At 67.3% G+C, this 22,815-nt stretch carries 23 protein-coding genes, 1 tRNA gene and 1 pseudogene; 10 read left to right on the top strand and 15 right to left on the bottom strand.

Annotated features, from left to right (window positions below; translation table 11 throughout):
* Positions 1 to 37: 37 nt before the first annotated feature.
* On the top strand, positions 38 to 1,063 hold the full coding sequence (locus ACPXCS_RS05515) for a Yip1 family protein (protein ID WP_425943983.1): 1,026 nt from the start codon (positions 38 to 40) through the stop codon (positions 1,061 to 1,063).
* Positions 1,064 to 1,171: 108 nt separating this feature from the next.
* Here ACPXCS_RS05515 and ACPXCS_RS05510 read toward each other — a convergent pair whose 3' ends face one another.
* Positions 1,172 to 1,669 (bottom strand): phosphoribosyltransferase, encoded by a 498-nt coding sequence (locus tag ACPXCS_RS05510; RefSeq protein ID WP_425944522.1) that lies wholly within the window; start codon positions 1,667 to 1,669, stop codon positions 1,172 to 1,174.
* An 11-nt stretch (positions 1,670 to 1,680) separates the two neighbouring features.
* Positions 1,681 to 2,256 (bottom strand): dCTP deaminase, encoded by a 576-nt coding sequence (dcd, locus tag ACPXCS_RS05505; protein WP_309097764.1) that lies wholly within the window; start codon positions 2,254 to 2,256, stop codon positions 1,681 to 1,683.
* Positions 2,257 to 2,814: 558 nt separating this feature from the next.
* Here dcd and ACPXCS_RS05500 point away from each other — a divergent pair.
* Positions 2,815 to 2,888, top strand: a tRNA-Gly gene (locus tag ACPXCS_RS05500).
* A gap of 79 nt (positions 2,889 to 2,967) precedes the next feature.
* Here the strand turns inward: ACPXCS_RS05500 and ACPXCS_RS05495 are convergent.
* From ACPXCS_RS05495 to ACPXCS_RS05480, 4 genes and pseudogenes are all read right to left on the bottom strand, one after another.
* Positions 2,968 to 3,582 (bottom strand): DUF2637 domain-containing protein, encoded by a 615-nt coding sequence (locus ACPXCS_RS05495; protein WP_425943985.1) that lies wholly within the window; start codon positions 3,580 to 3,582, stop codon positions 2,968 to 2,970.
* Positions 3,583 to 3,662: 80 nt separating this feature from the next.
* A pseudogene (locus ACPXCS_RS05490) lies at positions 3,663 to 3,935 on the bottom strand (FtsK/SpoIIIE domain-containing protein); the annotation flags it as partial.
* Between the two features lie 28 nt (positions 3,936 to 3,963).
* Entirely contained in the window at positions 3,964 to 4,404 is a 441-nt protein-coding gene (locus tag ACPXCS_RS05485) for an ATP-binding protein (RefSeq protein ID WP_030901877.1), read from the bottom strand.
* 275 nt (positions 4,405 to 4,679) lie between these two features.
* On the bottom strand, positions 4,680 to 5,420 hold the full coding sequence (locus ACPXCS_RS05480; protein WP_402045170.1) for a GntR family transcriptional regulator: 741 nt from the start codon (positions 5,418 to 5,420) through the stop codon (positions 4,680 to 4,682).
* A gap of 144 nt (positions 5,421 to 5,564) precedes the next feature.
* Here ACPXCS_RS05480 and ACPXCS_RS05475 point away from each other — a divergent pair, with 144 nt between their 5' ends.
* A complete protein-coding gene (locus ACPXCS_RS05475) occupies positions 5,565 to 6,662 on the top strand; it encodes a DUF1152 domain-containing protein (RefSeq protein WP_425943988.1) in 1,098 nt (365 codons plus the stop codon).
* Between the two features lie 540 nt (positions 6,663 to 7,202).
* Here the strand turns inward: ACPXCS_RS05475 and ACPXCS_RS05470 are convergent.
* Complete coding sequence (locus tag ACPXCS_RS05470) at positions 7,203 to 9,221, bottom strand: pentapeptide repeat-containing protein (RefSeq protein ID WP_425943990.1); 2,019 nt, start codon at positions 9,219 to 9,221, stop codon at positions 7,203 to 7,205.
* A 529-nt stretch (positions 9,222 to 9,750) separates the two neighbouring features.
* Between ACPXCS_RS05470 and ACPXCS_RS05465 the strand changes: the two genes are divergently transcribed.
* Positions 9,751 to 10,035: a hypothetical protein gene (locus tag ACPXCS_RS05465; protein WP_425943991.1), complete on the top strand. Its 285-nt coding sequence runs from the start codon at positions 9,751 to 9,753 to the stop codon at positions 10,033 to 10,035.
* A 208-nt stretch (positions 10,036 to 10,243) separates the two neighbouring features.
* Positions 10,244 to 11,425, top strand: coding sequence for a Fic family protein (locus ACPXCS_RS05460; RefSeq protein WP_425943993.1), 1,182 nt, complete (start codon positions 10,244 to 10,246; stop codon positions 11,423 to 11,425).
* Between the two features lie 998 nt (positions 11,426 to 12,423).
* Here ACPXCS_RS05460 and ACPXCS_RS05455 read toward each other — a convergent pair.
* On the bottom strand, positions 12,424 to 12,990 hold the full coding sequence (locus ACPXCS_RS05455; RefSeq protein ID WP_425943995.1) for a flavoprotein: 567 nt from the start codon (positions 12,988 to 12,990) through the stop codon (positions 12,424 to 12,426).
* Positions 12,987 to 14,300 carry a helix-turn-helix domain-containing protein gene (locus ACPXCS_RS05450; RefSeq protein WP_425943997.1) on the bottom strand — a complete coding sequence of 438 codons (1,314 nt, stop codon included), beginning with the start codon at positions 14,298 to 14,300 and terminating at the stop codon, positions 12,987 to 12,989. The genes ACPXCS_RS05455 and ACPXCS_RS05450 overlap by 4 nt, the downstream gene beginning before the upstream one ends.
* Positions 14,301 to 14,381: 81 nt before the next feature.
* Between ACPXCS_RS05450 and ACPXCS_RS05445 the strand changes: the two genes are divergently transcribed.
* Positions 14,382 to 15,053 (top strand): ATP-binding protein, encoded by a 672-nt coding sequence (locus ACPXCS_RS05445; protein WP_425943999.1) that lies wholly within the window; start codon positions 14,382 to 14,384, stop codon positions 15,051 to 15,053.
* Positions 15,053 to 15,439: a hypothetical protein gene (locus ACPXCS_RS05440; protein ID WP_425944001.1), complete on the top strand. Its 387-nt coding sequence runs from the start codon at positions 15,053 to 15,055 to the stop codon at positions 15,437 to 15,439. Before ACPXCS_RS05445 ends, ACPXCS_RS05440 begins: the two co-directional genes overlap by 1 nt.
* A gap of 118 nt (positions 15,440 to 15,557) precedes the next feature.
* Here ACPXCS_RS05440 and ACPXCS_RS05435 read toward each other — a convergent pair whose 3' ends face one another.
* Positions 15,558 to 16,001: a PIN domain-containing protein gene (locus ACPXCS_RS05435; RefSeq protein ID WP_425944003.1), complete on the bottom strand. Its 444-nt coding sequence runs from the start codon at positions 15,999 to 16,001 to the stop codon at positions 15,558 to 15,560.
* Positions 15,998 to 16,264: a CopG family transcriptional regulator gene (locus ACPXCS_RS05430; RefSeq protein WP_425944004.1), complete on the bottom strand. Its 267-nt coding sequence runs from the start codon at positions 16,262 to 16,264 to the stop codon at positions 15,998 to 16,000. Before ACPXCS_RS05430 ends, ACPXCS_RS05435 begins: the two co-directional genes overlap by 4 nt.
* Before the next feature lie 440 nt (positions 16,265 to 16,704).
* On the opposite strand from ACPXCS_RS05430, the gene ACPXCS_RS05425 reads away from it, so the two are divergent.
* Positions 16,705 to 17,202 carry a hypothetical protein gene (locus tag ACPXCS_RS05425; protein ID WP_425944006.1) on the top strand — a complete coding sequence of 166 codons (498 nt, stop codon included), beginning with the start codon at positions 16,705 to 16,707 and terminating at the stop codon, positions 17,200 to 17,202.
* A gap of 48 nt (positions 17,203 to 17,250) precedes the next feature.
* Here the strand turns inward: ACPXCS_RS05425 and ACPXCS_RS05420 are convergent, their stop codons facing one another.
* Complete coding sequence (locus ACPXCS_RS05420; protein ID WP_425970913.1) at positions 17,251 to 17,391, bottom strand: DUF1877 family protein; 141 nt, start codon at positions 17,389 to 17,391, stop codon at positions 17,251 to 17,253.
* A 119-nt stretch (positions 17,392 to 17,510) separates the two neighbouring features.
* Here ACPXCS_RS05420 and ACPXCS_RS05415 point away from each other — a divergent pair, with 119 nt between their 5' ends.
* Both ACPXCS_RS05415 and ACPXCS_RS05410 read left to right on the top strand, forming a co-directional pair.
* Positions 17,511 to 17,975 (top strand): hypothetical protein, encoded by a 465-nt coding sequence (locus tag ACPXCS_RS05415; protein WP_425944008.1) that lies wholly within the window; start codon positions 17,511 to 17,513, stop codon positions 17,973 to 17,975.
* Positions 17,976 to 18,165: 190 nt separating this feature from the next.
* Complete coding sequence (locus ACPXCS_RS05410; protein ID WP_425944010.1) at positions 18,166 to 19,401, top strand: PP2C family protein-serine/threonine phosphatase; 1,236 nt, start codon at positions 18,166 to 18,168, stop codon at positions 19,399 to 19,401.
* A 22-nt stretch (positions 19,402 to 19,423) separates the two neighbouring features.
* Here the strand turns inward: ACPXCS_RS05410 and ACPXCS_RS05405 are convergent, their stop codons facing one another.
* From ACPXCS_RS05405 to ACPXCS_RS05395, 3 genes are all read right to left on the bottom strand, one after another.
* Positions 19,424 to 20,617 (bottom strand): HTTM domain-containing protein, encoded by a 1,194-nt coding sequence (locus tag ACPXCS_RS05405; RefSeq protein WP_425944012.1) that lies wholly within the window; start codon positions 20,615 to 20,617, stop codon positions 19,424 to 19,426.
* Entirely contained in the window at positions 20,607 to 21,326 is a 720-nt protein-coding gene (locus tag ACPXCS_RS05400) for a DUF5819 family protein (RefSeq protein WP_425944014.1), read from the bottom strand. The genes ACPXCS_RS05405 and ACPXCS_RS05400 overlap by 11 nt, the downstream gene beginning before the upstream one ends.
* Before the next feature lie 111 nt (positions 21,327 to 21,437).
* Positions 21,438 to 22,787, bottom strand: coding sequence for an ice-binding family protein (locus tag ACPXCS_RS05395; RefSeq protein WP_425944016.1), 1,350 nt, complete (start codon positions 22,785 to 22,787; stop codon positions 21,438 to 21,440).
* Positions 22,788 to 22,815 lie beyond the last annotated feature (28 nt).

The raw sequence follows: 22,815 nt of genomic DNA, 5'->3' as shown, positions 1-22,815 counted from the left end.
CGGCTCACGGACGCCCAAGGGCCCTGCCCCTTAAGGGATGTCACAGCTCGGCCGCAAAGCCGGGCCCGGACGCCCGGGCCCGGCACGCCACCGTCCGGGACCAGGTACGTTCGAAGACGTGGCTGGATTCAGGATCGGACGCGGCCGGAACAACGGCGCTCCTCAGACGCGACCGCACAACCCTCCGTACGGGCAGCAGACGCCGCAGGGGCCGTCCTACGGCTACCCGCCGGCGCCGCAGCCGTACCCGCAGCAGCAGCCGTACGGCAACGGCGGCGGCCCCACCTGGCCGCAGTCGAACGCCGGCGGCGGCCCCGGCGGGGGTTACGGCGGCCAGGGCGGTCACGGCGAGCCGGAGTACTTCGGCGACGGCGCGTACCCACCCGGCCCCCAGGGCCCGCACGACCCGTACGCGGCGAACAACCCGGGTCACACCCAGGCCTTCTCGGTCGGCGAGGACCCCTACACCCAGGGCGACACCTACCGCGCCGGCTCGGCCGCCCCGCCGCCCGGCCCGGTCGGGCCGCGCCTGCACTGGAAGGCCCTGCTGAGGGGGATCGTCCTCGCCCCGAACCAGACGTTCCTCCAGATGCGGGACTACACGATGTGGGGCCCGGCCCTGATCGTCACGTTCCTCTACGGCCTGCTCGCCGTCTTCGGCTTCGACGGCGCCCGCGCGGATGCGATAAACGCCACACTGTCGAACGCGGTGCCGATCGTCCTGACGACGGCCGTCGCGATGGTGCTGAGCGCGTTCGTCCTGGGCGTGGTCACCCACACGCTGGCCCGCCAGCTCGGCGGCGACGGCGCCTGGCAGCCCACGGTCGGCCTGTCCATGCTGATCATGTCGCTCACGGACGCGCCCCGCCTGGTCTTCGCGATGTTCGCCGGCGGCGACGCGATGTTCGTGCAGCTGCTGGGCTGGGCCACCTGGATCGCGGGCGGCGTCCTGCTGACCCTGATGGTCGGCCGCTCCCACGACCTGCCCTGGCCGAAGGCCCTGGGCGCGTCGGCGATCCAGCTGATCGCCCTGCTGTCGATCGTGAAGCTCGGCACGGTCTGAGGCTCGTCACGGTCTGAGGCTCGTCACGCACGAGAAAGGGGGCTCCCCGCACCGGGGAGCCCCTTTCCGCTGCCACTGTGGCCCGCTGCCGGCCGCTGGCAGCCGTGCTCAGGCGTCGAGAACCTGCCCGGCCCGCCGCACCACGGGCGGTTCGACACTCCACGGGAAGTTGATCCACTCGTCGGTGCGCTTCCACACGTACTCGCACTTCACGAGCGAGTGGGACTTCTCGTAGACGACGGCGCTGCGCACCTCGGCGACGGTGTCCAGGCAGAAGTCGCGCACCAGCTTGAGCGTCTTGCCGGTGTCCGCGACGTCGTCGGTGATCAGCACCTTCTTCTCGGAGAAGTCGATCACGTTCGGGACCGGGGCGAGCATGACGGGCATCTCCAGCGTGGTCCCGACGCCCGTGTAGAACTCCACGTTCACGAGGTGGATGTTCTTGCAGTCGAGGGCGTAGGCGAGGCCACCGGCGACGAAGACACCGCCGCGGGCGATGCTGAGCACGACGTCGGGCTGGTAGCCGTCGTCGGCGATCGTCTGCGCGAGCTCGCGCACCGCGACGCCGAACCGCTCGTAGGAAAGGTTCTCCCGCACAGGGCTCATGCTGCTGTCGCTCACACCTGGGTCCGATGGAAGTTGAGGAAGGACCGGGAGGCGGTCGGCCCCCGCTGGCCCTGGTACCGCGATCCGTACCGCTCACTGCCGTAGGGGAAGTCGGCGGGCGAGCTCAGCCGGAACATGCACAGCTGCCCGATCTTCATCCCCGGCCACAGCTTGATCGGCAGCGTGGCGAGGTTGGACAGCTCCAGGGTGACGTGTCCGCTGAACCCGGGGTCGATGAACCCGGCCGTGGAGTGCGTCACCAGCCCCAGCCGCCCCAGCGAACTCTTGCCCTCCAGCCGGGAGGCGAGATCGTCGGGCAGCGTGATGACCTCGTAGGTGCTGGCCAGGACGAACTCACCCGGGTGCAGGATGAACGGCTCGTCCCCCTCCGGCTCCACGAGCCGGGTCAGGTCGGCCTGCTCGATGGCGGGATCGATGTGGGGGTACCGGTGATTCTCGAACACCCGGAAATAGCGGTCGAGACGCACGTCGATGCTCGACGGCTGCACCATCGCGTCGTCATACGGATCGATGCGTACCCGTCCGGCGTCGATCTCGGCCCGGATGTCCTTGTCTGAGAGAAGCACGCCCCGAGGATACGCAGGGCGCGCGGAGCGCCCGCAACCGGACGCCACCGCGCGCCTCGCACACCTGCTCCTACGTACTGCTATGTACTGCTACACGCTCTGCTGCGGTACTGCTCGCTGTGTCCGCTACTGCTTCTGAAGGCTGACGGGCACCACGCTCCGGAGCCGCGCACATCGCGGGCACCGAAGCAGCCGCCCGGGGCCGAGCCGCTCGGCCTGCTGCATCGGGAACGAAGCGGTGGTGAACACGTGCCCATCGGCACAACGGACGACGGTGCGCTCCATCAAGTCCAAGAGTCCCTTCCCCAAGAGCCGCGTCGGGCTGCTGCTCGCCCGACGACAAAAGCCACAGTACGGGATCAAAGGGACGGCTCTCCAGGCGGCACTCCGGTCCCGCCCGGACCCTCCTCGACGCCCACACCGTACGCCCCAACTCCGTTCCCCCGCAGCCGCATCCCATCCCTGAAACAGCCTCAGGCCCCGCGGCACGGACACCGGGGGCCTGGCATGTTGTAGAGTGGGCGAGCATTCGGACACCGACTCCGGTCGGCGTCTTACGCGGGTGTAGTTTAATGGTAGAACATCAGCTTCCCAAGCTGAGAGCGCGAGTTCGATTCTCGTCACCCGCTCCATGTGAAACCCCCAGGTCAGAGACCCGGGGGTTCTTTGTTGTCTAGACCGGCGGCCCGGTCGCGCACCACAACCGCACCGTTAGCTCTCGGCAGCCTCCTCACTGTGGTGCGCGGGGTCGTCCGTGTGGCACTTCGCACGCTCGGCCCGCACCAGGTCGTCGAGCCCGGCGGCCACCTCCCGCTGCCGCTCCTCGTCGGAGTGCTGGTAGATCAGCGCGGCCTTCTCGGAGGACTGCCCGGCACGGACCATCGTGTCCTTGAGGGTGGCGCCAGAGCGGGTCGACAGGGTGTGCCCGGTATGGCGGAGGTCGTAGAAGCGGAAGCCGTCCGGGAGGCCGGCGACCGCGCGAGCACGGCGCCACTTCCGACCGAAGGAGGTACGCCGGAACGGGGCGCCCTTCTCGCCGACGAAGACCAGCCCATCGGGCCCCTGCTCGGCGGTGGCGACGTTGGCGCCGAGGGACGCCGTCAGTGCGACGAGGAACCAGCACCACCCGGCGGTTTTCGGCTCACCGGAGCGCAGGCGCCGCCAGGCCGCCACCAACAGCAGGTCGACGGAGATCGGGTAGGCCCAGGCCTTCCAGCCGTCCTGTCCGGCGGCGAGCGCCAGGTCGTGCAGGTGGGCGAAGGACAGCGCGGCGGCGATCACCGCTTGCACGAGCACGGCGTCCACACGGACGGGCAAGGCACGCACGGCCACTCCTTCCAGTTCCGGGCATGGGTGGGGTAGGGACTTGGCGCGGGACGGCCGCGCCGACCGTGGGAGCGGGTCGGTTACTCGGTGATGGGCCGAGGAGCGGCCAGGGGGCCGGACTCCGTCACCGGCACGGGTGGAACGTGAGGCCGGAACGGCGCGAGCGCCGGAACGTCCGGGGCGAGGTGCGCCGTCTCGCGACAGGTGGCCGCAGCGTCGGCGAGGGAGAGGTGAGGGGTGCGGATGCGGGACCAGCCGCCGGACGTGTCGCCGACGACGGCGAGGCCGGGCAATTCGGCAGCGATGGCGCAGGAGGCCAAGACAGCCTCAGGGGCGATGTCACCGAGCGCCATATTGTCAAAGTAGAAGCGGAGCGAACTCTTACCTTCCGGGCCAGGCATCGGCCACTACAAAGGAGACGACGGTTCCGCCGAAGCGGCTCGGTGCCGCGTGCCACGATTCGGCCAGCGAATCAACCAGGAGCAGCCCGCGCCCGTGGGCGTCGTCGGCGTCGGGATGCCTCAACCGCACGTTCGCCGGAAAGCCGGGGTTGTGCACGTCGACCCGGAGCGAAGTCCCCTCACGGAACCACTCGACCCGCACGAGCCAGGGTTCGTCCGACCGGCCGTAAGCGATGGCGTTGGTCACCAGCTCCGAGATCATCAGCGCACAGTCATCGACGGAGCAGGCCGGGTTGTAGGGGGCGATGAACTTGCGGAACCAGCGCCGAGCCCGTGACACAGACTCAGCGACAGGGTGCAAGGTCATCGCACCGAGACGCGGTGACTCCTCAGACGGGTAGCGGTCGATCATGTAGGCCATGGGTGCTCACTTCCTGCCGCTGCCGTCGCAGTCGAGGCAGCGCCGCTTCGATGTGGCACGGGTGCGATCGGCGGCGGTGGCAAGCGCCAGGGTCGTTCGCGAGCCGACACGCTTCCAGCCGCGCCCCCGGCAACCCCGGCAACGTAAGTGCGTGCCCTGATCCGGCCGCTGACTCGTCACACCACGCCTCCTCCCAGTGAAGTGGCCTTAGCCACTTCCTGGATAGTGGCATTAGCCACTTGGAGGACGCAAGCGGTTCGCCGCAACTGGCCCCCTCAGGTGAGGGGGTAGCCCTGCTCGAACGCCCAGCGATGCGGCGGGTAGGTGGCCTCAGCAAACTCCAACGGACGGTCCTGGAGGTCGAAGACGACGTGGTGCACGATCAGCACGGCGGAGCCGGCGGCAAGTTGCAGGTCCTCGGCCTCTTCGTCTGTGGCCGCACGCGCGCACATGCGATCCTCCGCGTAACTCCCCTGCCGTCCGGTCATGTTCTCGACGTACAGCAGCGTCCCCTCTTGGATCCGCTCCGGCTCCAGAAGCTTCGGCGCACGTTGACCGACATCCGGAGCGAACCACGAGGTGGAGAGCGTGATCGGCCCGTCCTGGTTGTTGGTCACCCGCCGCCGGTGCACCGCCCGGCGATCCTTGACCAGGCCCAGCGATTCAGCCACGTGGTCCGGCGCCTCCAGCCAACCGGCAGAAGTGATCACGGCGTACTCGCCGGGCGTGTAGATCTTCCCGGTCTGCCGAGCGCGCCCGTACAACTCACGAGCCCGCCGGTTGACTTCGAGGCTGCGCACATACGTGCCCGACCCCTGACGCTTCTCGACGAGCCCTTGATGACTCAGCGCCTCCAGCGACCGTGCGGCCGTGGGCCGAGACACCTTCCAGTCCGCCGCCAACTGCCGCTCCGACGGCACCTCGTCCCCCGGTCGCAGGTCACCCCGAAGAATCTGATCACGGATGTAATGCGCGATCTGGAGATACTTCGGCTGAGCCTCCTCGATCTGCGGCATCAGTCCTCCTAACCCAAGGCGAGCCCCAGGCGAGTAGGCGGGCACCCCGCTACCGAGCTGAGGCCTGCTTCTCGATACAAGTGGCTATGGCCTCTAGCCACTATAGGGTGAGTGGTCAACCCCCCACCCCGTAGGCTGAGACGCATGACGCGGTTGATCGTCGCAGCAGGAGGAGGGGGCGACGCAGTCGCCGCCGCAATGATGCACGCCGCCCTCTACGGCGACGTGGACCAGGCGGTGATCCTCACGTACGCGTGGGACCGTCTTCTGATCGACCCGGTTCCGGGTCCCCGAGGACCGGCCAACTTCACCGGCCTCCAGCACCTGGCCCCAGCAGTCTGGGCAGTGCCGGCCGAGGCTCGTCCCATCGCTCCGGCGGGCTCGACGCTCCCCCGACTCGCAGCAGAGCTCCGGCACACGTTCGCGCTGATCGACGCGCGCCGCGGAGTCGAGGGTGTCACCCGCCAACTCGAAGAACTGGTGGACCACTTGTCACCAGAGTCGATCGACCTCCTGGACGTGGGGGGCGACATCCTCGCCCGCGGCGATGAGCCGACATTGAAGAGTCCGCTTGCCGACGCCGTCACACTCGCCGCGTGCTGCCAGGTGAACGCGCCTGTCCGCCTCCTGGTGACGGGCCCCGGCCTCGATGGCGAACTCCCTCTCGACGAACTGCGCGGCATGCTCGGCCCGCTCATCCACACCCTCACAGCGAAGGACGTCGAGCCGATCCGCTCGGTCCTGGAGTGGCACCCCTCCGAGGCGACCGGGATGCTCGCTGCGACAGCCCGAGGCGTACGCGGCACCTGCGAGATGCGAGACGCCGGCCTTCCGGTCCCCCTCACCGACGAAGGACCGACAGTCCATGAGGTCGACCTGGACGAGGCGCTGACCCGCAACCAGTTGGCCCGAGCCATCCTGACGACCGCCACCCTGGACGAGGTCGAGGCACACAGCCGCGAAATCTGCGGCTACTCGGAGATCGACTACGAGCGCAACAAGGCCGCATGGCTCAAGGACCAGCCACCAGCACCGCTCGACCGTGAGGCCGTGCTGTCTCAGCTCGGCCAATTCGAAGCAGAGGCCCGGAACCGCGGAGTCACCCACACGACGTTCCGCCGCATCACTGAGGCCCTGAACCTCAACGGCTCCTTGCGCGAGGACCTGCGCCAACTGCTCATCAACGGACGTCCGGATCAGTACGACGCTCCCTTGTGGCGCATCACGGCCACTCCTGAGTAACAACCTTCTTCACGGGTTCAAGGGCGGCTCGCTCCGCTCACCGCGCGCGGCCCGGCCCCCGTCCGGGCCTGCGCTCCTGTCTCCGCCCCGCTCCAGCCCGGCCGGCGCCCGTGCCGCGACGCACAGCAAGCGGCCACCTGATGCCAGAAGAGGGGAACGTCGTGGCTGGGGCGGTCGGCTCCACGGCTTTAGGCAGCCACTTTGGCGCGAGCCTCGAAGATCATGGCCCCAACGTCGTGCTCTAGCGGGCAGGTCCACAGACTGCCCGACGCGCCGGAAGCTTACGGCGCCATGATCACTCGCGCCAAAGCAGCTCCAGCCCAAAGCCGTTCCGCCGACCTTCGTTGTCATTTACGCCTGCCCACACTCAGTGCTGCATCTTGCGTCACGGGAATGCAGGCTGTGACCCCATCGCGTATCCAAAAGATTCCTGCGTGGTGAACGAACTCATGGCATTTAAAAATATGGCAGGACCAACGCAGACCATGAGCCTGATCTAAAGTGAGTACGCCCGGATGGGGAATAGCTCGCTCTGTCATGCTATCGCTTCACGCGGTTACGAATTGACAGCAAGGCCAAAGCAATTAGTAGTGGCACAGCGACCCGTATTGATATCCGCATCAGCTGCCCCCACGCCGTGAGTTCTATGGAATCCATACTCGTGAGGTAAATTGCGGAATGCATGGCGTACAGAGCGGTTTCAGGATAGCTCAAACACTTCCCTGCGAAGCCGAAGTGCTGAAGCGGTAGCGCGATTACAAAGACAAATGCTATCAGGGTTACGACTACCCGCCACGCGCGAAGGGCGTAGCCAGAGATGACCCAGTAGGCATAAAGAATACAGCGCTCGCCGAAATTAGTGGAGTCGGCGTGGCGTCGCATTTCCATTTCCCCATAATAAAAATCTGCCGCCCCGGGTTCGTTCTTGTTATCCTCCTCAGACTTTCTCAACGCCCGATAGGTAGCGGCAATAGTTTCTGGACTCTGCTCTTCTACAGGCCGTGGCGATACACCCCCGGGAAATGCCGTTGTCAGAGGAGGATGTTGTTCAATGGTTCTCCATCCATTCCTGAGCCGCTGGCTTGCACGCCAGTGACTTTCTTCTACCAGGACCTGCCTCGATGACCAACGCCACAGTTTCCCGTAGAGTTTTTTCGACCCTGTTGAAGGCGTGCGCATGAACTCGCAACCCTCAATACGGAGTCCGTCCAGTCTGTGAGCACTCGCAAATAGACATACACTCAGATCGAGGCCAGAAATCGTCAGATTCTCGCCGTCTATTCCTCTTGAAGAGACCAACTTTACTATTGATCCATCCGTTTCTCCGAGAGCTTGACGGGCTTTCTCTTCCACTTCACCCTCATCGAGCAGCGCATCCGGGATATACGGGCTCCGGAAGGTCTCGCTGACAGCGGCGATGAGCATGGGTTGCGCGAATGTAGCACTCTCCAAACTCACGTGCGCATAACGGAGGCGGGCCCTACCTCCTAGAACGAACCGAGACCGGTCGAACCACACTTCAGAGGCGGCAACATCGAGAAGTGCCCTCCCTTCAAATATGGCCCCTCTGAAGACCGCACTACCGGCAACGGCAATCGGCCAAAGCCACACGTCATCACCAAAACGCGCAGACGCAAAAATAACGTCACTTGCGAAAACAACTCGCTCAAATACGGCACCGGCAGGAAATACCGCATCTTCGAAAGAGGCAGAGTGGCTGAATTTTGTGGACCCGGTGAACCAGACATCGTCACCAAAATGCGCCCCAGTGAAATTGACCTCTCCGTAGAATTTAACGTCACCGAAGCTGATTGTGCCAATCAGAAGAGACTTCTTAAAGGTAACTCCCTGGAAGAACTTGACCCTTGCGAATTCGACGCCACGGCTGAAATATGTAAAATCAAATCGCGTCGAACCTGGCGGCCCCTGAAATACAGTGTCATCAAATGAGGCCAATTCGCTGAATTGAGCCCCTGTGAACTTGGCTCGATTCAACGTTGCGTCACCAAATTGGGCCTCGCCGATGAACTGCGCATCGCTAAAGTCGGCAATTCGCTCAACATTCGCATGCCTGAAATCTGCCAGACCTAGGAAGTGCGTCCGGCAGTAGTATGCCCGCTCGCAACTTACATGAAAGAAGTCCGCTTTTCCTGTAAATCGGGCATCATCGAACCGAATGACACCCATCTCATTGTTGAGGTGCCGCTTAATTTCCCCAAATCGGTCGGCGTCTATCTTTGTGGCACGCAAGTCTAGATTCGCGTGTGGCGGCAGGCTCAATAGATAGGAACGAAAATCCGCTTCGCTTGCATGCTCCAAGCAATGCGGGGTATCGCCGATGCGGCGCCCACGGCACTTCTCGCAGAATATCTTGCGGTCGATCATGATTCCCGGCTTCCAATTGATACTCATTGGTAATCGGGGCAGGCGACCACCCTCGGTGCCCTCGTCGGCGGTGGTGCCGTGGGTGCCGTGGCCGAGGCCATTTAAGCGCAGCGGAACCGTGCATAATTCCGCGCCTTCTTCTGAACGGTGACTCGCAGGTAGCACTACGCGCACCTCTCTCAGATTACCTCCGAAAGCACTTCCTGTCTTTCTGGGCCGCTGCGTCGCCATGCCTCGACACAGGCGACATCGAGCACTTCACAGCACAGGAGATCGCCTGAGCCAGACCGATGACTACGCAAAAGCGTGCACCTCAACGCATGATGTGCGGGGGAGCCCTTCGTCGACGACCGTCGCGAGGCGGTCCCTGCCGAGTAAGGTATTCGTAACCCGTGAGTGGTCGTACAGAGGCTCCGACGGCAGTGACGGCAGCGCTGACGGCAACGAGCACGAACGGCGACAGCGCTCAGCGGTTGGCAACGGCATCGGCACGCACCGACGAGACGTGACCATAAGGGCCTGCCCGCATCTTCTAAGCGCTTGTCAGATGCGACTCTGAAGCGGTCTCGCTAGCCCGCCATGTTCGACATCCCCACATGTCCCCCGACAGCGAGCGAAATCGGGAAAGTTGCAGGTAGAGGGTGGTTAACTGAGCCCGCTGTAAATCTGCCGGCTCAGGCAGCCTGCCTGCTGACCCACTCAGATGGCACCTGAGGAAGTCGGTTTCAGGGACGAGCCCGGCTGGCAGATCGTCTACCTCACTATCGGCGGCTGGCAGTGCTCCTGGCACATCAGCCCGCGGGACGCCGACCTCTTCCAGCACGTCGAGCGCGTCGGCACCCTCGACGTGCGGGCCGTGTGGGACGGCCACACCACGGAGAGGAAGTACCAGCACATCGCCGCGTGGACGGCCGAGCTGGCGCAGCACGGCGGACCGGCACCCCTGCGCACTGGGCACCCGACCTACGAAGCAGAGGCGGGCCCGTAAACCTCCTGGCCGCGGGGCACCCCCATCCGGTGACCCCATCGCCGCGGTGAGCCGCTAGGGCTTTCGGGGCAACTTTGGCCTGAACAGCATGGCCGCCATCCGCCCCTGCCCAAGCCCCCTGTAGTGTGCCTACACTGAGGACAAAAACAGGGGTAGGTTGCGAGCAGATTGCCTGTGAACTGGGCCTTTGTGGGGACCGGAGGGGCCAATGGGGCAGACATACACGGAGACGCACCCGTGGATCACATTCAACATCGACCTGAACGACCTGGACCACGTGGCATGGATGCTGCTCGGTGAGGCCATCTCAAAGTGCGAGCACATCTCCGGCGTGCCCCTTCAGCCCGAAGTGGCTCGGCGGCTCAATGCGGTGTACCTGACCAAGGGCGTGCATGCCACCACCCACATCGAGGGCAACACGTTGTCCGAGGAGGAGGTGCACAAGCGCATCGATCATGACCTCAAGCTGCCCCCCTCCCAGGAATACCTGGGTCAAGAGGTCGACAACATCGTCGAGGGCTACAACCTGATCATCAGGGACGTCATCGAAGGGCGACCGCTCACATTGACGCCGGAGCGGATCAAGCAATTCAACGAGATCGTACTGAAGGACCTTCCACCGGAGGAGGGAGTAGTCCCGGGTGAAGTGCGCTCGGACAGCGTACTGGTGGGATCGGTGTATCGGGGCGCTCCCGCGGAGGAGTGTGACCACCTGCTGGAGCGGCTGTGCGAATGGCTGAACGGTCTGTCTCAAGCGCCCGAGTCTCTCCGCAAGCCTGTGGCTCTCGTCTCAGCGATCCTCGCCCATCTGTACCTGGCATGGATTCATCCCTTCGGCAATGGCAATGGTCGCACTGCACGCCTGATGGAATTCCAGCTGCTGCTCGCCGCCGGGGCTCCGACTGTCGCGGCTCACGTGCTGTCCGATCACTACAACCGGACGCGGAGCGAGTACTACCGGCAGCTCGCCATGACGAGTCGAAAGCCGTACGACATCGCCAACTTCATTCGATACGGCCTACAGGGCTTCGTGGATGGCCTTCGCGAGCAGATCGAGGCAATTCGGGTCCAACAGATGGCCGTGACCTGGCAGAACTTCGTACACGAGGAGTTCGAGGGCAGCGAGACGCCGGCCTGCCTGCGGCAGCGGCGACTCGTGCTGGATCTTCCTTGGGGGGTGCTGACCCCTACCTCCGCGATCCCTGACCTGACGCCTCGGCTGGCGCGTGACTACGCCGACAAGGGGGCGCGCACAGTACCTCGGGATGTGAACGCTCTGGTCAAGCGCGGCCTCGTCATCAAGGGCAAGAACCGCACCGTGATGCCGTACACCGACCAGCTCCGGGCGTTTCTTCCGGTGCGGGTAGACGACTGGTCAAGGTCGCAGTAACCACGTCGACGGCCCGGATCGACCTCCGACCACCGCAGTAGCGAACTGGGAGCCGTGCGTCCCCTCGGGGAACGGACGGCTCTCAGCGCGTCCAGGTCTCCGGCCCGCTTCGACGGAGCGAGCGGGGCCGCCCCGTCTGGCCTTCTCCCGCCAGCAGGCTCTTCCCTGCCGAATGGGCGCATCCTGCCAGCAGCCTGGCAACCGGGAGCGTCCTGATCACCCGATCCTCCGCCCGTACGCCGATCGGCCCCGCGGCTGAGCCCTGGCCGTGCCATAGGCGTGCCAGATCGTGCGGGGAACCGCGGGGAACCACGGGGCGTCAACGAACCGCTCATCCAGCGTCGACTCGTCGCCACCGCAGCTCAGTAGCCCAACCGCACTCAGAGGACCCAAGCTTCCCAAGCTGAGAGCGCGAGTTCGATTCTCGTCACCCGCTCCACGAAGAAGGCCCAGGTCAGAGACCTGGGCCCTTTTGCTGTCCGGGGTGATCACTGGCCGCGTGCCAGATCCGAGGGCGGATTCGCCCACAGGGGCCGCACATCCGTCCACAGGCTGTGGACACATGCGAGGCACGCTGCACTCAGGCAGCTGCTCCGCAAGCTGCCGCTACCCTCAAGCCCGTGGAAGAGGACAGCCGCCGCGCCCCACGACACCGTCGAGGAACACCTCGCCTCGCGGGCGTGGCACGAGGTCGTGGCGTGTGCCGGACGTCTCGCCTCGGTCATGGTCGCGAGTGACCTGAAGGAGCTCGTTCGTCACACTGCACGAGTCCCTGTCGGCGACCGATGGCGTGCTGCCCAGCACCTCAGGATCCGCCCCGCCAGCGCGCCAGATCGGGCGAGGAGCAGCAGGGAACCAGGGCGAGGAAGAACAAGTCTAGAGACAGGTCAGCAACCTGAAGCCGGTCGTGGTGCCTCGTGATCAGTAGGCCCGTATCAGAAGCTCGCCCGATCTCCATGACCAGTGCACGACCCGACCCGGTGGTTCAGCCGCAAGGTTCACCGGCCGGCCGACGGCCGAAAGCGAAGGCGCGGTTCCAGGAGATCGAGGGCCTCCTCCCACCGGAAGCTGTCGGCGCCACCGCCTGCCTTGGGCCGGTGGGGTTCGTACGAGCCGATCAGGATGTCCATCTCCCGGAGCTGGTCCACACTGCGCCGATAGGCGGGGTGAGCCGCTTGGGCGGCGTTCAGGTAGGGGAGGGCAGCTGTGGGAACACCCATCCCGTACGCCTCACAGAGCACGCCCAGAGCGAGAGTGTCGGATATGCCGGCCGCCCACTTGTTGACCGTGTTGAAGCTGGCCGGGGCGACAGCGATGGCGTCCGCCGGTGGGAGCGGACGAGGATCGCCGGGTGCGCGCCAGGCGGAGCGGATCGGATACCCCGTCTGCGCCTCGACCGCCGTGGCGTCGAGGAACCCCAGACCTTGCGGGGTGGCGACGACTCCCACGTCCCACCCCCTGCCCTGCGCGGCTGTGATCAGCCTGCCGACGTCACCGGCGACACCGCAGGCGCACACGACGACGTACAGGAAGGGCCTCTTGTCCCAGGCGCTCGGCTCGTTCACGCGGTGGCTCCCAGTCGGCGGCTGAAGCGGTGCAGCTCCGGCAGAGTACGACGGCGATCGCGGGCGGCCATGTCGGCGACCAGCTCACGGACGGCGGGGCGGCGGACATCCTGGGCGGCGCAGGTCTCGGCGATGCGCAGAGCCTGGTAGCCGTCGGCGAGCCGGCCCTGCTGGCTGTAGGCACGGGCCGCCTCCACCCACAGCGCGGCCCGGCGCTCCGGAACAGGAAGAGGACGGCGCATGAGCGGGCGGGCCGTCTGGAGGGCGAGACCGGCGTCTCCGAAGGCCACCAGGGCGCTGACCTCGTGCAGGGCGACGTTGGTGGGGCTGAAGCTGGCCCAGGCATCGGGTCGGTCGAACGCCACGTACCGCGCCACCTGCTTCGCCTCCGCGAGCAGTTCCCGCGCAGCGGGACGGTTCCCGCCGCTGCCGGCCGAGGTGACACCGCGCAGCAACAGCAGTCCGAGGGCGGCGAGATACTGCGGAGACCTGCGGTCGTAGGACCCGGTGAGCCGCTCGGCGGTGTGCCGGACCAGGCTGACGGCCTGAGCCGGGTGCTTCGCGCGGGCCAGGACGTGGGCCTGCACGCGGACACTCGAAGCGAGGACGACCGGGTCGCCGCAACGCTCGGCCTCGGCCATGGCCCGGCCGACGGCGAGCCAGGCGTTGCCCTGGTCGTCCTGCTTGAGCAGCAGGCTGGTCAAGGTCTGATACGCGGTGGCCAGCAATCCTGAGAGGTCGGCGCTGTCGGCCGTACCACCGGACGCCAGTCGCAGGTCCGCGATCAGACCGGGCAGCGCCTGCTCCAGCCCTTGGTAGTCACAGAGGTGGAAAAGCCTGCGAGCCGCGCCGACACGCGAACGAAGGGAGTGCGTCTCCAGGCCGGCTCCGGTACCTGCCGGGCTGGTTCCCGGCAACAGTGCCCGCACAAGGTCGTCCTGCACGTCGGCGGAGCCTGCGCCCGGAGCCCGGCTGCCGTAGAGGTCGGTGGAAGCAGCGAGGGCGGCAGTACTCACCGCCACGCTCGCGGCGATGAACGTGCGGCGCTGCATCCCTTCTGCTTCCGCATCGACAGTCAAGCCTTCACCGGCGACGGCGAGACCCAGTTCCTCCGCTGGAATGCGCAACTCGTCGGCCACCGCACGGAGTACCCCCACGCTGTCCGTGCCACGCCCGCTCTCCAGCCGACTCACCTTGGACTGGTGGTAGCCCAAGGAGGCAGCGGCATCCTGTTGCGAACGGCCTTGTGCCACCCGAGCACGGCGGATCACTTCACCGATCCGTCTCGCCTCACTGTGTGCTCCAGCCATCTGACACGGCTCCTTCCGCCGCCGATCCTGCCTGCTCAACGAGCCTAGAAGCGGCGGACGTTGCTGACATGCAGAACGTGCATGACCAATGCAGCGCCCGCACCTTCCCGGTCGCTGATCGCACCGGCCTGCTTGCCTGAAACGGTCACACCCGCTCCAGAAGGGCCGCTGATGAAGCCGCACGAGTTCGCCCTGCCGGTACCCGCCAGCCCACCGGCCGTCACCGACGCCCGGCACCGAGCGGTGAAAGCCCTAGGGCACTGGGGCGGTGAGTTGGACGCCGAGGTGCTGCAGACAGCCGAACTCGTACTCAGCGAACTCCTCACCAACGCAGTGCAGCACGCCGGCACCGGTCGCATCTCCCTGATGCTCCGCCGTCTGCCTGACGCTGTGCGGATCGAGGTCGATGACGCCAACTCGTCGCCGCCGAAGCTCGATCCCCCGGACGCGTACGACGAGCACGGCCGAGGCATGCTCCTGGTCTCCGTACTCGCCGGCCGCTACGGGACCGAGCGGACATGCGAGGGCAAACGCTGCTGGGCCGAGATCAACCTGCCCACCCCACCGAACCGGCAACTCAGCCCTGGTCCCTCGGACCGTCCCCGCGCTGGCCGACCACTCCCCCAACGGCAGCGCGGACGCCAGGTGGCCGGCATGTACGACTGCTCCACCTCGAACGACTCGGCTGAGGCCCCTCCCCGCCGCGCGTCAACTGCCGCTACCTCGACGGGCATCCAGCCGGGCGACCACTGATGCCGACGACGACGGCGCAGTGGGGCTTCTGGTGCGAATGCTGGACGGAGGACTTGATGAGGCGGGGTCGTCCGACCCTGGTGGCATCGTTCGACGCCCACTCGGCGGCTCAGGCGGACCGTTGGGTCGCGGTGGCGCTCCGCACGATCTCACCGGCTCTGGACGCGGCCGCTTGCGACCAGGCTTGGGAGTGGCTGCGCGACGGTCGTATCGACACGAGACGAGCCCTCCTGCGGGCCGAGCCCTGCGCGGTGTCGGTAACCCACGCGAACACCCTGATCACCTGGACGATCCACCCTGTGCTCTTCCTGCCTCTGGCCCACCGACAGGGCACCGAACGCCTTGAGTGCGCACACGTCTTCCCGATGGCCTGCATGCCAGAGTGAGTTACAACTCCATCACTGCCTTCAAGGCAGCTCGCTCCGCTTACCGCGCACCGTGCCTCGCCGTCGGCGGACACAAACCCCTTATGAGAGCGGGCACTTGGCCACCGCGAGTCCTGCGTCAGAGCGGGAGGTCGTCGGGGAGTACCCGGAACGCCTTGTGGCGGCCCAACGGGCGTACGGCCCGGAAGTCTCGGCGGTCGAGGGTGAGAATGGTGTCCGTGTCGTAGTCGGCGGCAAGCGCCACGTTCACCGCATCGGCGAGGTCGAGGTCCAGCGCGCGGTAGCGGACACGGACGGACTGGGCGGCGCCCAGGTGATCCTCCGTGATCTCCGGCATGACGACACGCCCCCGGCTCATCCAGCGCCGCAGGTCGTCGACCGCGCTGAGGGCAGCCTCCCTGCCGAGTTCACGCGTCGCCACGTGATCCAGTTCGGCCAGCAGGAGCGGCGACATGACCAGCAGGCCGGCCGCCATGATCGCCTCGTTCGCCGCCCGGTGTTCCGGATGAGCCGAGTCCAGGGCTGCCAGAAGGCCGGACGTATCGGCGATGACGATGATCACGCGGCGGATCCGGAACCCGAGCCGGTCTCACGTCGGACGGCCTCGGCGACTGTGTCGCCGACCTCCTGCTTGTCGAGCGTGCGACCCGGCCCTTCGAAGGTGCGTGAGAACAGCGGCTCGTCCCAGACCCGGTTCGCCATGGCTGCAAGGTGGATGCCCTGTCGGATGATCTCGGCCTCGCTTATACCTCGGCGCTTGGCTGCCTCCTTGATGATGGCCAGGTCCTCGGGGTCGGCGTAGACGTTGGTGCGCTTCATGGACATGTACCAAGAGTAGTCCATGTACCGGATTGATGTATGTCGGGGCCTTTCCCACGTCCTGTTGCCGAGGGCCAGCCATCCCCTACCAGGTCATGCACCTCCAGCACATCCTGAAGGGCTTCCCGCAACCTGACCGCTTCTGCTGTCCGCTGGCGCGCCCATCCACAGGCTGTGGATGGATGCCGCCGTACGACCCCACCCGGTGGTTCAGGCGCCGGCGGGCAGGGTGAGCGCGCGCCAGGCGGAGCGGGTCGGATGCTACGTCTCCCACACCCCTGGGCGGCGCAGGTCTCGGCGATGCGCAGAGCCTGGCAGCGCCTGTTTCAGTGCGTCGTAGTCACGAAGCCCGCGGGATGACAGGGCATGGCCGTCGCCCCTTAGGACGCCGAGGCCGGGGCAGTAAACAGGTGGCCTGAAGGCCCTTTTCCTCTCACGATGAGCGCATGGACCGGTTGCAGCGCAGCGCTTGGCAGTATGTGGCGGAGACGCTCACGCCCGCGGAGCTTCCGATGCTTGCTGCTCAGGCGCTCGTCGACGGGCGGGATTCCCCCGCGCTGTGCGAACTGGCCGGCCTTCCGCGCAGAAGCGACGAGTCCGAGATCCGTGAGCTGTACGTCCAAGCCCTGCACGAACTCGGCGTGTCCCTGCCCGACGAGGAGACAGCCGGCCGCCGGCTCCTCGTAAGCCTGGCGATCGGTCTCGCGGAGGCCGAGCTGAGCCCCAGGGATGTGGTCGACCGGCTGTCGATGACGGTCGCAGCCCACACGTCGGAAGAGACACAGTTCCTCTCCATCGCCGCGGACTACAGCGAAGGGATGGACGCGGACGAACTCCCGGGTTGGGAGAACCGTCTCAGGACCGCAGCTCACTCGTTGGCCGCTTCCACCGATCTCGGGCTCCCCGACATCGGCGTACGTGCCCAAGGTCGCGGCAGCGACTGACTGACCCGCGCCTGCCCCTAGCTAGAGGCCCACTTCCGTCACACGCCGTCAATCCAGCCAGACGAGTATCGCGTCGTCCGCCCTGGCGGCAACCCCGAAGAACTGGGTGAGGCCCTCGTACCAGGGACGTCCCCAGGCCAGCGGGTCCGGCTCGTTCCATCCGAGTGGATATATGTCGGCGCTGGTCAGGTCAGTGGCCTGCTTCTCTCTTCTGCTCCCGGCTGCAACGGTGTCCCGGTCGGAGGCGTTTCGGCGCAGGAGTTGGGTTGAGGGCCTCCGGTCCGGGCAGGTCGTGATGGGCTTGGGGCGTGGAGACCATCATCGCCAGCGGTATAGCCGTCCTGGGGACGCTGCTCGGCTCGGGGATCACCTTGGCGTTCCAGCAGCGCACCGTCGACAGGAGCCATCGGTTCACGCGTCGCGAGAAGCTGCGGCAGGAACGGCTCGACGCCTGCTCCGCCTACGCCGGCGCCCTGATCAACTATCGGCGCTGTCTCGTTCACCTCTGGTTCTGCGAGCACGAGCAGCCGCCGCCGGAGGACCCCGACGTCGTGCGGGTCCGTGCCTACGACCTGCGTTCCGCCGCGCAGGAGGCCCTGTTTCGCGTGCAGATGCTGATCGACGACGAGACGCTGAGCCGGGCTGCCGAGGACGTGCTCGCAGACGTCACGGCGCTGTCCAAGATCGGCGGCAGGACCGAACTCGACGACGCCAGGGTCCGGACCCGTGACGGCATCAGCCGACTCGTCCGAGCAGTCAAGCAGCATCTCTGAGGCGCAGGTCGGGGCCTGCCGTACGTCGTCGGGTTTCGGCGGGTGGGGATGTCGCTCCGCGCGCCGGCGCCCTCGTGCCCCTCAGCGAGGAGGGCGGGGCGCCCGGGCGATCGGGGGCGGCGGCGGATTGACGCCCGTCGCGAAGGTTCCCAAGCTGGTAGTGAGGGGGCCGGCGGAAGGGACCGCGGTCGTGAGTGGTGGGCACAGTGAGCTTTCCCGGCTGCTGACGGCAGCGGAGACGGCCGCACCGGTCGACGCCGCCGATGTGGTCGCCGAAGACCTGCGGCGGCGTTTCCGGGCGGCGAGGGTCTCCTTCCTCGTCGTGGATCTGACCGGGAGGGCCGTGGCACGGCTTTCCACGGCCCCTGCGACGGGGGACCGGGAGGCGGAACGGATCCCGTTGTTCGGGAGCGTCTACGAGGAGGTGATCCGCACCCAGCGGCTGTATCACAAGGCGACGGACCAGGGGCATCGGGTGATCATGCCGGTGACCAACCGCGGGGACGCGATGGGGCTGCTGGAACTGCTCCTGCCGGCCGACCCCGGCGAGGACGTCCTGGCGGCGGTCGGGGAAGCCGCCCATGTCCTGGCCTACATCGTGATCGCCAACGGGCGCTTCACGGATTTCTACACCTGGGGCAAGCGCTCCGTGCCGCCCACCTTGGCAGCGGAGATCCAGTACCAGCTCCTGCCCCCGTCCCTGTCCTGCGAGGCGGCGCAGTTCACCCTGTGCGGGAGCCTGGAGCCCTCCGAGGACCTCAGCGGTGACACGTTCGACTACACCCTGGACCGCGACACCCTGCACGTGTCGGTGACCGACCCCATGGGGCACGACATCGCCGCCGCCCTGGCCGCCACGGTCCTGGTGAGCGCGCTGCGCGGCGCCCGCCGCGCGGGAGCCGGCCTGGCCGAGCAGGCCCACCGTGCCGACCAGGCGCTGGCCGAACACGGACACGGTCACGCCACAGGGCAGCTGCTGCGGATCCACCTCCGCACCGGGCACGCACGGTTCGTCAACGCCGGTCACCCGTGGCCGCTGCGCCTGCGCGGAGGGGCCGCGGAGGTGGTCGCCTGCGAGGTGGACCATCCCTTCGGCCTCTCCCGGCTCGCGCAACGCCCCTACCGCGTCCAGCAGCTCGACCTGCGTCCCGGTGACCGTCTGCTCCTGTTCACGGACGGCATGGTCGAACGTCACGGCGGCAAGGTCGACCTCGCCGCCCTGCTGGAGCACACCCGGGACCTGCACCCGCGGGAGGCCGCGCTGGAGCTGACGTCAGCGGTCCGGAACTCCGCCGGCGGCACGCTCGAGGACGATGCCACCGTCGTGTGCCTGGACTGGCGCGGCCCCCAGGAGACACAGCGGCACGTCAGCTCCGGCGCGGACACCGGGCAGGCGTCCGCCGCCCGCGAGGGACAGCGGCCGTGACCGGGGCCGCCCCCGGGCGGTGTCAGGGCCGTTGCGGAGGGAGCCCGGGGGACGCGGGCTCGGGACGGTCATGGGTGTCCTTCCGCTCGGCGGGGAGCCCCGCCGGGTACTTCGAGGCGACTGCGTCGCCGGGTCCGCCCTGCGCCGGGACGGCTCCGGCGCCCGCCTCCCGTACCGGTGCCGGCTCGCCGCCGTCCGTGCGCCGCAGCACGCGTCGCCCGAGGTGGGGCAGGAAGGCGTAGAAGCGGTCGGGCAGGAACACCGCGTCGGCGACGATCATGGCCCCGGAGAACAGCGGCAGCCCCATGAGTACGGCGATGCCGATGTGCATGCCCAGCAGCATCGTGAGGACGGGGTACTTGAGCCTGCCGAACAGCACGAACGGGAAGGCCACCTGCAGCAGCACCGTCAGGTGACCGGCGACGGCGATCATGAGCGCGTGCCCGTCGACGAAGTCCGAGAGCACGGGCCAGGGCCGGAAGAGTTCGAGGTTCAGGGCGTAGTGAAGAGCCGTCCCGTTGCCCCAGGTGCTGCCCTGCACCTTGTACAGGCCGGCTGATCCGTAGAGGAGGCAGACCTGCGCCGCGATGAGGAACATGCCGCAGTTGTGCACGACCGTGACCAGGACGCCCCGCGCGTCGAGCAGGTGCCGGACGAGGGGGTGTCCCGGCGGTCCCGGCGCACGGTCGGCGGGGACCGGCTTCCGCCTGTTTCTGCGGGCGTCCAGGGACCAGCGCCGGCCGCAGGCGGTGAGGACGAGGTAGAGGGCCATCAGCAGGATCAGGTTGTCGCCGCCGTCCGTCATGAAGATCGCCCGCGCGTGGAAGGAGGTCACCACGACGGCGAAGAGAACGGACATGACGCGGGTCCGCCAGCCCAGCATGAACAGCGCGGACGTGACGAGGGCCAGCCCGTAGCAGACTTCGAGGAAGGCCCGGCTGTCGGACAGCACCAGCACGCTGACCCAGCCCGTCTCCGCGAAGAGCCCGCGGGCCAGGGCGGGAGTCCAGGGAGATCCGGGGCCCCAGATCTCGTGCCGGTGCGGGAACTCGCGCAGCAGGAAGACGAGGTAGAGCAGCCCGTAGCCGATGCGCAGCACCGACGCGGCGTACAGGGACACCGGCCGGCCGGTCAGGAGGTTCCACCCCGCGGTGATCCGTTCGCCGAGCCATGGGCCGGTGGCGGGAAGCGCCGTCCTTCGCGTCTCATTCGGCATGCCGGGTCACCTTCCACCAGGGCAGAAGCCGGTTCTCGGACGGCTTCGGCGGACGAGTGCCGGCCTTCGATCCGGGCGCGGCGACGGGCCGCGTGACGACGCGGAGCTGGACGAAGTCGAACGTGTGGCCTGCCTGGGCGGCGAGGCGGTCCGCGGCGATGTTGGTCAGGTACGTCCGCATCATCACCGCGCGCTCCGTGCGCGCCGTGTCGTCTCCTCCGTGCGAGTCGACGTAGCCGGACCAGGCGCGACGCAGCATGTTCTGTGCCGTGTGGCTCGGGAACACATGGTGTTCGACCGCGGAGCCGTCCACGGCGCTGAGATCGACCCAGGGACCCACCTCGAACGAGCCGTCGGCATCGGTGTGGGCGGTTCTCGCCAGAATCTGCCGGTTGACGGATTCCGGATCCGGGGCGAACAGTCGCCAATTCTGTTCGAAGAAGGGAAACACCCATGCATTGATCTGCGGGCCGTATCGCTTGGAGACGGTGTTGGCCGGTGCCACGTGGAGAAACACCAGAAACACATGCGCGACACTCGCCACGACGCACACGACCACCAGGGCGCACACACCCGTGCGGAGGGCACGGGCGCCTTTCGGCAACCTGGGCGGAGCAGCCGTGGCGTCGTCCGGGCTTTCCCGCACATCCGGGCCGGAATCGGAGTGCTGGATTTCCTTCGGGTCCGCTGCGTCGATTCCGCTCGACATCGCCTACCGCCTTTCTCGCATCAGCTGCCCACGCCCGGCGGCGCGCGGCGGAGTCGAGGAGACTCCGCCGCGCGCCGTCATCGGGTGAGCGGGCCGACCGTGGTGCGTTGTCTAGCCGTCGTGGCGCTTGGAGTGGTCGTCGTCCTCGTGCCCCTTGGGCGCGCCGTCGTGGCCGTAGCTCTCGTGGGGCTGGTCTCCGTAGCCGTACTTCTCGTGGGGCTGGTCTCCGTAGCCGTAGTCCTCGTGGGGCCGCTTGCCGTGGCCGGAGTCGTCGCCGTGACCGGGCTTGCCGTGTCCGTGGCCGTGGCCCGGCCTTCCTGGCTTGTCGTCATGGCCCGGCTTGCCGTGGTCGTGTCCGCCGCCGTGTCCGCCGCCGTGTCCGCCGTTGCCGCCGCCGTTACCGCCGTGGCCACCACCGTTACCGCCGTGGCCGCCGCCGTTACCGCCGTGGCCGCCGCCGTTCGCGCCGTTCCCGCCGGTGGTGTTGCCGGCCGTGTTGCCCGCGGTGTTGCCGGACGTGTTGCCGGCGACGTTGCCCGAGGTGCTGCCCGGCGAGGCGATGGGTCCGCCCAGGAGACCGCCGGTGACGAGGCCGCCGCTGACGAGACCGCCGCCGAGGAGCCCTCCGCCGGTCGTCGTGCCGGTCGTCGTGCCGGTGGTCGTGCCGGTCGTGGTTCCGGTCGTGGTGCCGGTGGTCGTGCCACCCGTCGTGGCACCCGCGCACCCGCCGAGGAAGATCCTGTTGTTGTCGAGCGTCACGGAGCCGTTCCGCGCCAGCGCACGCCCTTCGATGTTGGTCCCCGTCGTCACGCTGATCGACGTCAGCGCCATGATCGTGCCCACGAAGACGGAGTTGGTGCCGAGGGTGGCGGAACTACCGACCTGCCAGAACACGTTGCACGCCGAAGCGCCGTTCGTGAGGAGGATCTGGCTGGACGACGCGGTGATCAGGGTCGACGGGATCTGGAAGACCCAGACGGCGTTGGGGTCGCCGTGGGCGTCCAGGGTCAGGGTGCCGTTGATCTGGACACCGCCGGATTCCCGGGTGTAGACGCCCGGGTCCAGGGTCTGGCCCGCACCGATCACCGAACCGAGTGCGAAGTCCTGAGCCTGGCCGGCCGCGTTGTTGTACGCCTGGACCAGGTCGGCCTTGGCCTGGGCGGCCTGGGCGTCCGCGCGATGCACCGCGCCGCGCACCTCGCCGGGCGGGAACCCGGTCACGGCCGGGTTCGGGGAGGTCCCGAGGTCGTTGTAGAGCACGGTCGGGCCGGTGTTGGTCACGCCCTCGCCCGCCAGAACGGAATAGCTGGACGCCGTTCCCAGTCCGGGGGCCGTGGCGATGGCCAGGGCCGGGGTCGGGGTCACGGCGACCATCACGGCGGCGACCGTCGCCGCGAGGACCGACGCCAGCACGCCGGACAGGGAACGCCGGTCAGCCGCTTGTGGAATCTTCAGCTTCATCGGAAAAGGCCAATCCTCTGAGGACCGT

This window comes from Streptomyces sp. DT190 (assembly GCF_049846985.1).
Taxonomy (GTDB): domain Bacteria; phylum Actinomycetota; class Actinomycetes; order Streptomycetales; family Streptomycetaceae; genus Streptomyces.
This window is presented reverse-complemented; position numbering and strand designations above follow the sequence as displayed.